Origin of the sequence: Sphingobacterium sp. MYb388, assembly GCF_037479535.1 — a bacterium.
In the GTDB taxonomy this organism is placed as follows: Bacteria; Bacteroidota; Bacteroidia; order Sphingobacteriales; family Sphingobacteriaceae; genus Sphingobacterium; species Sphingobacterium anhuiense.
This window is the reverse complement of sequence record NZ_JBBGYV010000001.1, coordinates 890,212-905,368: the sequence shown is the minus strand read 5'-3', so window position 1 is coordinate 905,368 and position 15,157 is coordinate 890,212. Positions and strand designations below refer to the sequence as shown.

Annotated in this window: 10 protein-coding genes; 6 read left to right on the top strand and 4 right to left on the bottom strand. The window is 34.4% G+C overall.

The annotated features are described in order from the left end of the window. Positions 1-23: 23 nt before the first annotated feature. The 3 genes from WH188_RS04050 to WH188_RS04040 all read right to left on the bottom strand — a co-directional run bounded on the left by WH188_RS04050 (position 24) and on the right by WH188_RS04040 (position 2,246). Entirely contained in the window at positions 24-1,193 is a 1,170-nt protein-coding gene (locus WH188_RS04050; protein WP_339423337.1) for a FecR family protein, read from the bottom strand. A gap of 66 nt (positions 1,194-1,259) precedes the next feature. Next, the gene (locus WH188_RS04045) at positions 1,260-1,847 is read right to left on the bottom strand and encodes an RNA polymerase sigma factor (protein ID WP_168126008.1); all 588 of its coding nucleotides are present in this window, start codon (positions 1,845-1,847) and stop codon (positions 1,260-1,262) included. Positions 1,848-2,081: 234 nt separating this feature from the next. Beyond that, complete coding sequence (locus WH188_RS04040) at positions 2,082-2,246, bottom strand: hypothetical protein (protein ID WP_207902464.1); 165 nt, start codon at positions 2,244-2,246, stop codon at positions 2,082-2,084. Positions 2,247-2,401: 155 nt separating this feature from the next. Between WH188_RS04040 and WH188_RS04035 the strand changes: the two genes are divergently transcribed. From WH188_RS04035 to WH188_RS04010, 6 genes are all read left to right on the top strand, one after another. After that, complete coding sequence (locus WH188_RS04035) at positions 2,402-3,553, top strand: TlpA family protein disulfide reductase (RefSeq protein WP_339423336.1); 1,152 nt, start codon at positions 2,402-2,404, stop codon at positions 3,551-3,553. Positions 3,554-4,259: 706 nt separating this feature from the next. Next, positions 4,260-5,912, top strand: a complete 1,653-nt coding sequence (locus tag WH188_RS04030; protein WP_339423335.1) for a hypothetical protein — start codon at positions 4,260-4,262, stop codon at positions 5,910-5,912. Positions 5,913-5,921: 9 nt separating this feature from the next. After that, positions 5,922-7,640: an IPT/TIG domain-containing protein gene (locus WH188_RS04025; RefSeq protein WP_132771271.1), complete on the top strand. Its 1,719-nt coding sequence runs from the start codon at positions 5,922-5,924 to the stop codon at positions 7,638-7,640. Positions 7,641-7,662: 22 nt separating this feature from the next. After that, positions 7,663-9,360, top strand: a complete 1,698-nt coding sequence (locus WH188_RS04020; protein ID WP_165905938.1) for an IPT/TIG domain-containing protein — start codon at positions 7,663-7,665, stop codon at positions 9,358-9,360. A 943-nt stretch (positions 9,361-10,303) separates the two neighbouring features. Further along, the gene (locus WH188_RS04015) at positions 10,304-12,037 is read left to right on the top strand and encodes an IPT/TIG domain-containing protein (RefSeq protein WP_339423334.1); all 1,734 of its coding nucleotides are present in this window, start codon (positions 10,304-10,306) and stop codon (positions 12,035-12,037) included. A 25-nt stretch (positions 12,038-12,062) separates the two neighbouring features. Continuing rightward, a complete protein-coding gene (locus WH188_RS04010) occupies positions 12,063-13,745 on the top strand; it encodes an IPT/TIG domain-containing protein (RefSeq protein ID WP_168126005.1) in 1,683 nt (560 codons plus the stop codon). Positions 13,746-14,034: 289 nt separating this feature from the next. Here the strand turns inward: WH188_RS04010 and WH188_RS04005 are convergent, their stop codons facing one another. Next, positions 14,035-15,156, bottom strand: coding sequence for an acyltransferase family protein (locus tag WH188_RS04005; protein WP_339423333.1), 1,122 nt, complete (start codon positions 15,154-15,156; stop codon positions 14,035-14,037). Position 15,157: the final 1 nt, after the last annotated feature.

Sequence of the window (15,157 nt, the reverse complement as noted above, 5' to 3'; positions counted from 1 at the left end):
ATAGTCCTCCTTTCTTTTTAAAATCAGTTCTTTTCTATGATTAATTTTCCATTTGCTGTAAAATGGTAATGTAAATTCTGGTCTTTTAAGATCTTTAATATGGTACTCAGTTTACTGGTGCGATACGTTCCACCGAAAAACTCGACATCAGGCATCTGGCCCCTGTACTCAACATCCACATTATACCACCGTGACAAATCGTCCATGACTTCAAAGAGAGACTTTCCGTCAAAATTAAATCGGCCGTCTACCCAAGCCAGTTCCTGATCCACATCAACAGCACGGCTGGTTAGCTTACCTTTATTTACAAGAGACTGGTAACCTGGCAATAGAACAATATGCTTTCCACTAGTTAATTCTTTTACTTGTACTTTACCCTCCAGCAGTGTTGTTCTCATATCACTCTTGTTACCATAGGTATTCACATTAAAATGAGTACCAAGGACAGAAACTTGCTGATTTGCAGTTTCAACGATAAAGGGTTGATTTTTACGCTTGGCAACCTCAAAATAGGCTTCGCCATGCACATTGACCTCACGTTTATCCGTTGCAAATACGGTAGGATAACGAAGTGTCGTTGCCGCATTTAATTTGACACGTGTACCATCAGGTAAAATAACATCATAAATACCTCCTCGAGGAGTTTCTATTGTGGCAAATTGAGCTGCTTGTGTCTCTGCCACTTCCCCCCCATCATCATAATGAACTCCTTTATTACTGATAAAGACTTCACTTTCACGCTCATTTAGCTGAAATTGGCGTCCATCAGAAAAAGTTACTGTAGCTCGGTTTTTAGCAGGAAGTCTATCTGTCTGTGACAGTTGGTTTTCAGCAGGAATTTTTAAGCCAATCTGGTTATAGTACCAAACTGATCCAAAAGCAATAAGCAAACATGCTGCGGCAACATACGGTAGCAGACGTTTAAATTGAAAAGCTTTTTGAGGAACAGGCCTTACAAATAGTTTTGATCTTACTTTCTCAAAATCTCTATTTTTCTCAAATTCCTGTAAACTTTCAAAAGCCTTTTTTTGCATTATCTGATCAAAGCAACGTTTGTAAACCGCTTGATTCTCTTGAGACTCACTCAACCATTTTTTTATAAGCAAACGGTCTTCAGCGTGCTGTTCACCCTTCATTTCTTGAACAATGAGGGTGCTAATACGAATCAATAATTCTTCTTCTGTTAGGTTCATAATATCTCTTTTCAATAATAGATACCGCACCGAATTAAAAAAGTACTAAAGAAGAATAAAAAAAAATTAAATTTTTGAAGAAAAGAATACGATGGACATCAGGTAATGAAAAGAATCGCGGCTTAATAGCTTTCGCAATAAGCTTAAGGCGCGCAGTTTCTGATTCTTTACAGTTTGAATGTTAATATTTAACAAGTCGGCCACTTCCTGATTGCTATGACCTTCTAAATACGTAAGCTCCACGATCTCACGTGCTTTAGGAGGAAGTTTATTAAGAGCATGATACAGCTCTGCCATCGTTTCTGTATACACGATTTCCTGAAGTTGATTCGATTGATTTTGATCCTGAAGACGGATATAAGTATCCACCCGATTAAATCTTCTTTGCCGAGAAGCTTGATAATTTAGTCCCAAACGACGTGCAGTTTGATATAAGGCGGCTTTGAGATGCTGCATACTTTCATAATTGCGTTTACTTTGCCATAGTCGGATAAAACTTTCCTCTGCTATATCTTCCGATTCTTTAGACTCATAAACAAAACTTGATGCAAACAAACAGATACGAGCAAAATAGCGATGGTATATATACGCACATGCTTCTTCTTTTCCTTCAGAGAAGTCTTCAAGCAATTCTTTTTCGCTTGTATATTTCATTCATAAATCTATTTTCAGGTTCGGTAGCTGTTTTAAAACTCAAATATATACATAAAAGTTATAAAATATACCGCAAAAAACATGAAACAGGAGATTCAAGTAGAGTCTTCTCTCTCCCGCAATAGAGAAACATACCACCGCTTCAGTAAATAATCTAATAGGACACTTTCCGAATAGAATTGTTTACAAGAGCGTTTTCAAAAATGGAAATTAATTTTGTATATTAGGATTCGATTAAATCATCAATTCGGGCTTGGCTTGATGAATTGCCCCAGATAGTAAACTATCTGGGGCTTTTTTCATATCATTTTGATTTTCCCCATAATTCTTCAGCGAAATCATGTGAGTACTTGTATAAGCTGTATTATTATAAGTATTTACATCTTTTGAAAAATTCATAAAAATTCCTATATTGAAGATAATTACAAAGTGATCAGCTAAGATTATATTTCTTTCTTCTTAAAATGAAGTTAGTATTTAAGTAAGGTATAATCTGTTTTTTACCTTTCCCATTATTCTATTTAAATATTTTTAAATCATTAATAAATATGGTTATGAGATTACATTGCTTAATTGTTTTAACGATATTAATGACATTTTCTGCTATTGTGTATGGACAAGACCATGTTAAAGTCAGAATAAATCTCAGAGGTATTGACAAAGAGAAATTAATAGTGCATTTTGATGACGGTATTGTATTAGACGTACTTGAACTAGACCAAGCAGATTCTAGTATTAACATTGATAAACCTGTCTATACACGCTACCCTACATTAAATGTCACTTATGATCGTAAATATGATAAAAACTATTTCATAGATAGTAATCTCAGTATTTTGAATCTTTTTTATGATCCAAAGAGGAAAGAAACGCCATTTTATTCTGAAGGTAATACCCATATAACTGCTATTTATGATACGGCTTCAAATGAGATTTATCGTAATCTTAAAAGAGAGCAAGAAATAGAATTGATAAAACTGAATAATCTGTTTACAAAGCATGGTAGTGAGCTTCGCACGAATGATTCTATTAAATACGAACTTGCTAATACCGTGAAAGTCATCAACACTAAATCACTGGACTACCTAACACCATATGCCAATGACTTTTTTTCTTTTTACTATTTCAAAGATCAAGTACTTGGATTAGCTAGTTTAGTAGAAAATGATTCAGAATATTACAGTAACTTATTAGCGTATTACAATAATACATTTCCGGATGAATTTAGAAATACGAAGGAAGGGAAAAAAATCGCCGCTCAGTTACAGCAAAAAATATCACCTACACGTCTAAAAGAGAATGAAATTTTACCAGATATTCACTTTAAAGATATCAATCGCGGGGCAATTAAACTTAAAAACTCGAAAGAAAATTTTGTTTTGTTAGATTTTTGGGCAAGTTGGTGTGGACCTTGTTTACAACAGATACCAGATATCACGGAGCTGCGTAAGCAATTCTCCACAGATGTATTGAAGATAGTTAGCATTTCGATTGATAGAGATTCCACTAGTTTTATCAATAGTGTAAAGGAACATAAGATGGACTGGATAAATAGTTTGGATAGAGGTAGTTTGTTGAGCGATTCACTAGGTATCAGCAGCGTTCCAACACTTTTGTTATTGAATCGACATGGTAAGATCGTTTACTATAAAAACGGAGGAAAACTTGATGTAGATAGAATTCGTGCAATTATTAGGGAGGATTGATGTTTAGACAATATCATTTTTTAAATTAAACCTTTATCTTGATTTCTAAGCTAAGGTACATAAAAGATAGATCTCAGCTAATTTAAAGACGCATGAATCCTCTGTCATTTCAAAATGTAAATGGCTAGATTATCCTAAAAAAAAAGTTTAAAAATATTTTTTGTCATGAACCTTTTTATGGGACAGTTGTTTTATTATTGAAAACTATAGCAAACCTGCTTTTTATAAAGCAGCAAATAAATCGACGTAGTACAGTAGAAAATCCAAATGCACCCAAAACTTTTGGATGACGAAACAAAAAAGAGGAAACGATAAGAAACATAAAAAAAATTACTATACACCAAAACGTCAAGATAAAGGGTCTAATGAAAATTAGGCCCTTTTGACTTTAAAGAACTCTCCAATTAGCATGAAATCCATTAAGAAGATCAAAATGGATTATTTTTTATACCATTCAATGTTTTGATAATTTACACTGACGTAAATTTAGATTTCACTAATAATAAGCAAAAAAATGCAATCAATTAGGAACATTTAAAATCCCCTTTTTTAATATACTATTTAAATTTGTGCCAATTAATTATTTTTCAACAGTATAATTATTTCGCTAATATGGGATTTTTCATATCTTTGCGATCTAATAGCCATCTTAATTATACTTATGAAAAGACAGCATCTTTTGCGATGTTTATTATTTATATTAATCATGCAAATTTCCTGTAACAAAGTGGAAACAATCCCCATGGAAGATACCAAACCTATCCGGATTGAAACCCAAGGAATTGAAATCACCGAAGATAAGAAAACCATTTTGACAGCCAATATCTTACATCTTAACACAGATAAGGTTATTGAACATGGATTTGAATTCTTATACATTAGCTATATTGACAACCAGTCAATAGAAAAAACTAAAACCTATCCAATAACAGAAAAGGCTGTTCCCGGTCGAGTTTCATTAGCCTTAGAAGATAATATTCTAAATGAGCTAACGAATTTATCACGATACCGTTACTATATTAAAACTGATAAAGATGAAATAAAAGGTAATTATGTTCCCCTATATATCACTACTACACAAGATTTCAGTATTCATCCCAATCAAGCAATTACCGGCTATTCTGGTGAAACTGTAAAACTGAAAGGAAATTTTAAAGATGTCTCCATAAAATATGATTTATATATTGGTGACCATCCTACTCCGATTCCTTACAACATCAGTAATAACAGTATCGATTTAAGCTTTACGCTACCCGTCAATGGGTTTAAAGAAGAAGCTTCTGTTTATCTAATTAAAAAAGAAGATACCTCAAATTATCCTTCTCAGTTTTATATCGCTTCAGTAAAATATCTGACCCGTATCAATCCGCCAGATGATTACAATATTTCTCCTTACTCTTATCTACATTTAACTGTAAAAGAAGGGCCCGCTTACAACAGTTCCATTATTATTGGCAATAAACTTGTTCCTTATCGCGATTACATTATGCTCAGCGATTACATAAGTCCTGACGATGGTGATGTATTCCGTTTAGGCTATTATGATGGACGGGACACAGTAATTTTCCCTAAAAAATTACAAATTTTCCGTCCCGACATAAATAAAATATACTTTCCTTCGCTACGAGCTCATCCTTCTGGAAATGCGCTTGTATTAGGATTAAGCCATGATCAATTATTTGGCGATGTTGCCTTTTCATTAGGTTCGCACCCCGTACATATGGGATATGATAATCAAGGTATTTATTCCATCTATCCAGGAAGCTTACCTGATGGTGAATACCCATTGGAAATAAAATCCAAAAATTACCATCTCATATCCCAAAAGAAACTAAAAATAGAAACCTTAAAAGCAACCCATCTAACTCAAAACGGTCAGGATATGGGAAGTACGGTCACCGTATTTGGCAACTTTATTAAGGGACACCATTATAATATCATGTTAGATAACAATGGTCACTATGGCATACCTGCTGAAGAAGGCAAACTAAATTTTACCATCCCTATGCTCAAAGGCGGCAAACACAATCTCACAATTGGTTATACAGATGCTCATGAAAATTCAAGTACAGCAATTCAGACCAATCTCACTATAGAAGTTAACCAATTTACATTCACTAGTTTCTCTCCGCTTAAGGGAAACACCAGCACAAACATAAGGCTAAAAGGTAAATCGATAGCATTTGCGATGATTTATTTTGGAGATAACTGGGTACATGCTTCGCAAGTTGGCAATTCGCATGACGAAGTAATAATCAGTCTACCCTTTATGACACAACCCGGGAAATACAAAATCAGTGCCCGGATAGGTGAACGCTGGTTACAACTTTCAGATGCATTTGAAGTAACTAATCCCTAAACGAAGATTATGAAAACAGCATTTTATACAAAAAAATACGTTTTTTTGTTCGCACCTTTTTTTATGGCGATTATCCTATCCATAACATCAAGCTGCAAAAAAGAAAACACAACGACCATTTTCGATACCAGATCTATTCAAATCGTAAACGAAGGTGTCAGTGAAATTAGTGATGACAAGATCATACTAAACGGTATAATCGAAAATTTAAACAGTGAAACCATAATAGATCATGGATTTATCATTAAAGAAGAAAACCAACAGACTGCAGGAACAACCATAAGTCTTGGCAATACCCCAAAAATTGGCCCATTTCAATATACCTATATCCCACATACCAAACCCGAATTGGGCAATAGCTTCAGTTATCATTTTTATCTTAAAACAGACAAATCCTATTATAAATCAGGTGAATACTATTTTAAAGTCGATGGCATAAAGATAATTCAGTCGGGTACATTTGCACAAGCTACAGGCGATACCGTTCATATTAAAGGTGAGTTTTCAAAAGTTGATAGCAAATACAGTATAGATATTCTTGATCTCAATGCACGTCAGATTCCTATTGTATTAAATAAGGAAAAAACGCAATTATCATTTGTTATGCCTGCGACATTAGGGACACATAATAAAATTGTTAAGGCAACTCTTAATCGTTATGAATCAACAAAATTTTACAGCAGACCACTCATCAATCTACGCACATTAGGTCGTATTACCGCGCCCACAAAATTAAATTATTTTTTATATGAACCCGTTGCTTTTGGGGGAGTAAATTCTTATGAGGTTAATAATTATGACGGCAGCCTACGTTTGATCATAGGTGAACTGCAGATTCCCTTCAGTCCGAATGTCAATTTAAGTACCTTAAGTAATTTAAAAGGTAGCAGCTTTCGTATCGGGTATTTAAATGGCCGAGACTCTGTCATATTTCCACAACAGATAGCGATCAACAGACCAACTGCAGATCTTTTTCAATTGACAGCAAAAGAAGCGCACCCGAACACTTTGATCAAATTGCGATTTGATGATTACACCAAGTACTATTACAACTTAGAAAGACCCACGTTGATCTTTACGGATCGTGGTAACAGTTACACCATACCAAACAGTCCACATGATTATTCTGAATATTATCTCGGAGAGATTCCCGAAGCCACCTATAACGTTAACCTCAAACATGCAATAGGTTCCGTACAGTCTAGTCAACAAGTAAATATTAAAAAATTACATTGGACTCTCCCTACCCAATCCGATTATTATCCAGGAGACAATATTACGATTAGTGGAAATTTTATCGATGGCAATCATTATACGTTAAAATTAGAAAACAGCGATTATATTTATGAACTTCCTGTTGTAAAAGACAAATTGCAATTTCAGATCCCTTCAATTGCTCATGGGAATACAAGTTGGAAAATCGGATACAAACAATACGATGGCAGTACGTACTTTACAAGTGATGCTTTAAAGTTTAATGTATTATCACCTGCTTTTGATTCATTTTCTCCTTCTAAAGGAACTGTAGGAGAAGTCATCGTTATGAAAGGCAGAGCGATCAAGTATGCTCAACATTTCTTTTTAGGGGATATTCCAATCATTCCGATAATCTCCAACAATGATGAAATCATGTTTCAAATCCCACTCAGCATGTCAAAAGGAAAGATCAGATTATCAATCGTCACTAATGGAAAAACGATTTCTCCTGGTTATCTTGAAATTTACTAATCCATCATACTATATATACGATATGAAACGCATTATATATCTCTTAGTCGTAACAATAATCACGTTAGGTAGTTGTACCAAAACCGAAAATAAAGTAGAGGCTGTCGACACCAAACCTATAAATTTAGAAGCACCTATAGTTGACGGAATATCCAAGGAAGGAGCCACACTTTCGTGCCGTATCCTTTCTCTCAACAATGAGTCTGTCCAAGACTATGGAGTTCTGATCTATAAGATGGAAAGTGGAAATTTGAAAAAAGAGCAAGAGATATCGGTCGGTAAAGACGTAAAAATTGGAAAACTTAATTACTCCTTTCTTCCGAAGGGAGGATTAAAGAGTTATGAAACCTATGCTATTGCTTTTTATATACAAACCGAAAAAGGATTTTATAGATCAATTCCCACTACAATCCACTGGAATAATATCGCTATACAAGCTGTTGATCAAAAAAATGTCACATCGGGTGAAAAAATTATTGTTAACGGAAATTTTGAAGGCATCGACGAATCATATTTCGTCCTCAATTCTGGTAATCAATCAAGTGTTTCCTATCAAATAAGTTCAGATAAAAAAAGTTTAACCTTTGATATCCCTAAAACCACAGTACCACACGGGACTACAATGGAATTTTATCTGCAAAATAAAACAAATAATAGTTCTTTACCTGGGTATGAAAGCTATTTACTGGCACGCGTTAAAATAGTCGGTACTATTGATCCGATCACTGTCACTCAGATTTACTTAGGCACTCCGATCAAGCTTACAGGAAAAAATCTACCCAATATGTATGATTCGCCAGCAGACTTTCAATTGATTGTAAACGGAATAAAAGTAAAATATCAAAATCCATTAAACTTAATAGATGTGGAAGGGTTAAAGGGCAATAATTTTAAGATTGGTTATACTAATGGTAAAGAAGAGATCATATTCCCTATTCCCGTCAAGCTATTTACACCTAATAAAGACGATATCAGTTTTGCTACACAAGTAGTACATCCAAAGAGCACATTGCAGATTAAAGGTCTAAAATTTGGGCAATTCTTTAATTACAGTCAAGTGACAGTCCTATTCGACGGCAAAGCATTGCCACCTAGCTACGATTATAACGATGAGTATTTAAATGTTACCGTCCCTGATGTAGCAAACGGCTTTTATAGTGTTGGTATCAACAGTGCCTTTTATGATAAACTAGAAAGCAAAAATAAGATTGAAGTTCGAAAACTTGTGTTATCAAATATAGATGTGCAGCAAGCTTACGTTGGCGATAAAATTACGATCAAAGGTTCCTTTATTGATGGTCAACAATATGGTTTGGCATTAAATGACAATGGATATTTTGATGTGAAAGCCGATAATGGAGAAGTAAGCTTCCTGGTTCCAGATAGTAAGACTGGCCATACCGCTATTAAAATATATTACTATGGAACCAATGATCAATATTATGCCGGAGAAAATCTTTCTTTCAAAATAGAAAAAAGTAGCATCAGCAGCGTAAGTCCACTGCAAGCATACCCTGGCGACCTGATTACCGTAAAAGGAAATGGATTGACACAGGCTAGTTTTGTTTATTTAGGTGGAAAGTATGTTAATGTTGTAAATAGAACCAAAGATGGATTTCAATTTTTAGCACCATCCAATTTTATCCAGTCTAAAGGACGTGTTACCATCAATATCAATGAGGATATTATCCAGTCGGACGACTATATTGAAATCAAGTAATAATGCATGATACGAGCATAGTCAAACAGTAAAAATAATAAAAGCACCCCGTGAGAGGTGCTTTTTCCTTTCCATCACTGCTGGCATTTTTTCAAGAGTACTATCAAAAATGGAAATTAGTTTAGTATATTAGGGTCTGGTTAATCATCAATTCGGACTTGGTTTGATGGATTGCCCTAGATAGTTACATATCTGAGGCTTTTTTTGTGGTAATACAAAAAGCAATTATGGTTTAGATAAAGATTTAATTAAAGACTCCTTTTCTATGTTTAAGAATTATTGAGGATAGATATCGCTTTTTTTATATTCCCCTTAGAACTGTTTCAGCTAGTAAGAAAGTTATGAGGTGACATTGTTAATAGGTTAGTTAAATGGTGAGGAGTGGCGATTGTTAATCCGTTAGTAAGAAAGTTATGGGATTAGATCGTAAGCAGGTTAATTAAACGGCTATGAGACTGCGGAATCAGTACTTTAGAAATCGTATACTTTAGTTCCTCATGAAATTAATATTATGTACCACTTACCCTTTGGTATATTATAAAATTTTGCGTTATTTCACAATGTTGATAATTAATCTAAATACATTTTCCCCAAACAAAACGTTCTGATGCTTTATGCACGCGTTACTGCTGAGGAGATCAAAGAATTACAACAACTAAAAGGCAATACCAGTGTCCATAACTTCCTCATGCAGCTAAAACACTTGATTAGAAGTGATACAATAAAAAGCTATGTAATAAATAATAAATATTTATATTTGAACGAAATATAAATCACCTTTTATACTAAAGTTAAGTTGCTCTCCAAAATCCATGTAGTCTTTTAGTTTCTATGCTCTTATTTCATTTAAGACTGGACCTTAAAGTATACCTGCTATTAAAGATCAATCTACAGCCATAATAAAAAGATTTTTTATGCACATCAAATAACATTTTTAATTAGCATGTACTTTAAGTTTACCAATTCCATTCTGCGCACGGCACTTCCTTACAGCCTGCTCATCTTTACTATTTCTTTCTTTTTACTAAGCTGCAGTAAAGAAGAAAAAATAACTATGATCGATACAACTCCAATTTCAATAGAAATAGATGGTTACAAAAACTTAAAAAAAGATGAAATCACATTGTTAGGTAAAGTAACCTACCTAAATGATGAAAAAATTATTGATTTTGGATGGATTATCCAAGAACGTTTATTTGATGAGTCAGGAAAAGAAAAAGTGGTGGAAACTACAATCAGCATGGGCAAAGATCCAAAAGTAGGTACCGTCGAATATCATTACAAACCCAAAAAAAAGTTCGAATTCAATCAAGATTATAGTTATTTCTTATACTTAAAGACTGAAGAAAATGTTTACCGTTCAGAAAGCAATTCCTTTGTATTTAATGGCCTTGTTATAAAGACAGAGAAAACGTTAAAAGCTGCATTTGGCGATCAAGTAACCATAGAGGGGGATTTCAGTATGATAAATAGCGACTTTCAGCTCCAAATTGATGATTTTACAACGACAAGTATTCCTTATGAAGTAAAAAAAAATGGAACAATACTTAATTTTCAATTTCCCAAAAACCCTGGAAACATTTTCAGTGGTGAAGAACTAAATATTACCCTTAATAAAGTTGATCGAAACAAAACATACCGTGCCATTATAGGAAAAATTAAAGTCATAGCCACTGCAGAAGTGTCTGCAAAATTAAGTTACAAGTTTAGCGAGTCAATTGACTTTACGTCAAATGATTATTCACCTTCTAATCCACGCAATGGTTATCTAAAACTACTAATTGGAGACAATATTATTGATTTCACCAATAACGTCTATTTTAGGCACCTCAAAAAGGTCTCTCCGACCATGCGTATTGGATATATTAATGATCGAGATACTGTTATCTTTAAAGATGTCGTTACTTTTGAATTACCAGACCAAAAGCTAATTAATTTTAGCAGTATTGCTGTACATCCGCATTCCGATTTCAAACTTACAGGTGTAAATTTTGGTCAATACTTCACCAATCTTAATCCAATTGCACTCTTCGATAATAAATATCAAATATCATATCATGAAAATAATAATAGTTTCGTCGTTCCCGATATCCCAGACGGCACCTACAGTCTTACATTAAGATATCCGATAGGTACATTAAACATACCCAAAAACATTGAAGTCAGAAAATTAAAATGGACCAGTTTATCTACTATTAATCCCCATTATGGTGAAACTGTCACTATCAAGGGTAATTTTATCAAAGGTCAAGAGTATAGGATATTGACTCCCGAAAATCAAGACCAAGCGACGGTAGTTGCAGAAAAAGAAAATCAACTCGAAGTCGTAATATCGCCAAGATCTTTCTCTTCAGGTGAATGGAAAATAGGATATCGTGACCAGGATTACAACTTTACTTACAACGATAAAAGTCAATTTGTAACAATCAAATCACCTGTGCTTACTTCAGCCAGCCCTCTCCGCGGAAGAATAGGCCAAGTGATCACACTGAAAGGAGCAGGTATTTCCTATATTAATCGCGTTATGCTCGGCGATATGGATGTATACCGCACCGAAATAAACAATAATGAAATTCAAATCACAGTACCATCTTATGCACCAAAAGGCAAGATGAGATTGTCAATTATTACAAAAGACCAAATAAACACGCTACCAGAATTATTTGAAGTTTATTAATTTAATATACAGCACAAAATTAGCAATGAAAACTCTAATCCATTATATCTTATTTTTAATCACGCTACTGGTTATAGGATGCAGCAAGACAGAAGACCGTGTAGAAGCTGGAATCACAAAACCATTTCTTTTTGACGAGATGAAGCTTGAAAGCATGAATGGGGAAAGTATTGTCTTTTCAAGCAAACTCTTAGAGGAAAATAAGGATAAAATAACAGACTACGGTATTGTGATAGGATATACCCAAAGCGGAGAAACAAATGAAGAAAAAATTTCACTTGGTACAACGCCTAAATTGGGACCGATTTCTTACGAATATAAACCGAAATCACCATTCAAAGTGGCGACAGATTACTACGTACAATTCTATATCCAAACAGCAAAAGGATTTTACACGAGTCATAAATTACCCTTCACAGCTGGTTACCTACAAGTAACAGAAGGGCTTCACCAATATGCCAATACGGGAGATACCATATCGGTAGGAGGCAATTTTGATGGTATTGATAAGGACTTCAAATTAAAAAACTCAATAAATGATGTAAGTATACCATTCACCATCAACACGGAAAAAAATCTTATCACATTTATTGTACCCCAAAATTCCTTAGATCATGGGGCTGGTATCCGTTTCAATCTCGTTAAACAAAAATCTAACACTGAAAAATTTATTTTTGAATTATGTGAAACGATCATTGTGGCCAAATTAAACCCTCCTTCAGAAAAAAAAGTGTATCTAACAGATGCCATTACCTTCACTGGAACTAATCTCCCCGGACCATATAGTTACAGGGATGAGTTATGGTTATTAATAGGTGGACAAAAGTTCAAGTTTCAAAGTACGATATCCCTAGCGATTATAGATGGCCTTAAAGGTACAAGTTTCAAAATTGGTTATTTAAGTGGTAATGATAGCATTATCTTCCCCCACCCTATTGAACTTCTTCAGCCTGGGGGACAAAACATACATATATCCCCTAAAGTTGTCCACCCATCTTCAAATTCTCTTATTACTGGTGATAATTTTGAAAAATTTTACGGAGCGGCATGGAACACGATATATGTTGGAAAACAAGTAGTAGAGAAGCCAAGTTATTACGACCGAGGGTTTTCATTTAAGATTCCTCAAATGAAAGACGGAACATATACAGTGACAATTTCCAATCCATTTTTTAACATAAGCAGTACCGAAACAGTAGAAGTCCGCAAATTAAAAATAGCCGACATCAGTACTACGACCGTATATCCTGAAGAAAAAATTACGATAAAAGGTAATTTTATAGATTATACCAACTATGTAGTACGCATTGGCGAACATGAGGTTATTGCATTAGCACTAAATGGAGAAATTACGTTTAACAACAGCTCAGAAAGTAGTGGCACTAAAACCGTTTCAGTCTGCTATGTAGCAAATGATGGTGAAACGACTTTTGCGGATAAAACTTTTAACGTCAAATCTGAAAAAGGATTTATTAGTTCCGTCAATAAAACTGAAGGCTATCCTGGAGATGTGATTACTGTTAAGGGAAAAGGGTTTTCAGTATTTGCCACTTACAAATTAGGTAATACTCCAATTATTATGCTTAATAGAACGTCTGATGAATTTACATTTTTGATTCCCACAAATTTGCCAAAAGGAAAAAGTAAAATATCAATCAACATGGGTGACTACATACTTGAATCACCAGATTATCTTGACATAAAATAAAATATCAATCAACAATGCCTTAAACAATTAGGAAGATTAACGTCACTTCTGGAGTTTCATGCATAAAACAAAAAATAATACCTTTTATAATAAAGGGGATAGTAAAAAGCTATCCCCTTTAGTTTGTGAACCTTTAAAGTTAATCTCGTCTCATTTTAATAAGGAAAAAAACTAGTCGCTTTTACGTCACCGCACGCCCACCAAGACCCTACTAGTCAGATAACTAACTTCTGTATCTCCACAGCCATCAATTTTTTTTTAGAATACCTACCAATGGTAAACCATAAACTTAAATTTTAACAAAAATGCGTGCTCTATAGAATGCTAGCAAGATCAAAAAAACAAGTGTAAAATTACCTGTTGTCAAAATGAGTTGTTTATAAGTCGGCAGCATATTTTCTAGACCATAAGTTAAGGAATGTACAACAGATCTAAAATTAATCATCTCCCCTAAAAAATAAGCAACGATTGAATTCATGCCATAAATCTTCAGCCATTGGAAAGGCTTCAAAACTTTTTTCAGGTCGATAATATAGTAAAACACAGCCATCATCAAAAAGCAGATCCCTCCGGAAAAGAGCGTCATACTACTTGTCCAGATCCGTTTTATAATCGGCATCTGTAAACTCCATAATAATCCGATCGCCAGACAAACAACCCCCGTCAAAACTAACTGCCAAAAAACACGTTTCGGGTTAGTCTTTATCCCAGTTTTCATCAACTTCCCTGCAAGACACCCCATCATAACGGTTACCGAAAAAGTTAAACTGCTCCATATCCAGCTGTAATCGTATTGATCAGAAAAAATAGCATTTCCATTCTTCCAGTACGCACCATCCGTAAATCCGCGCAAAAGCATTCGATCCACTTTAATCGCAAAATTTGACTGCGACGAATAATCCCCATCCAATAAAAAAGGTATAGCATATACGATCAGTAATACTATAGCGATCATAACGACCTTACGAATCCCCAGATTCAGGTATAAAACTGCCGTTACGACATAGCCCATCGCAATCGCCTGTAAAGTATTGGAATATAATTTAAACTGTTGCCAATCCCAGGACAATAGATTCCCCTGCATCACCATACCTAAGATCCATAAGATGAAGAACCGTTTGAAAATATGGCGGTAGATCGGCCCGGTAGGTAACCCTTTTTTATTATCCAAAGAAAACGCAATTGTTATCCCTGTCATAAATAAAAACAGGGGCATAACCAGGTCCCAAAAACGAAACCCGATCCATATTTCATGATCAAATTGAAGCAATAAACTATGGTAATAAATATTATCCCAAACCTGTCCGACGCCAATTAAAATAGGTTGCAAACCAACCAGTAAGAAAAGATCAAACCCACGAAGTACATCTAACGATTCTAAACGATTTGATTTATTTGAAAGCGTATCCATC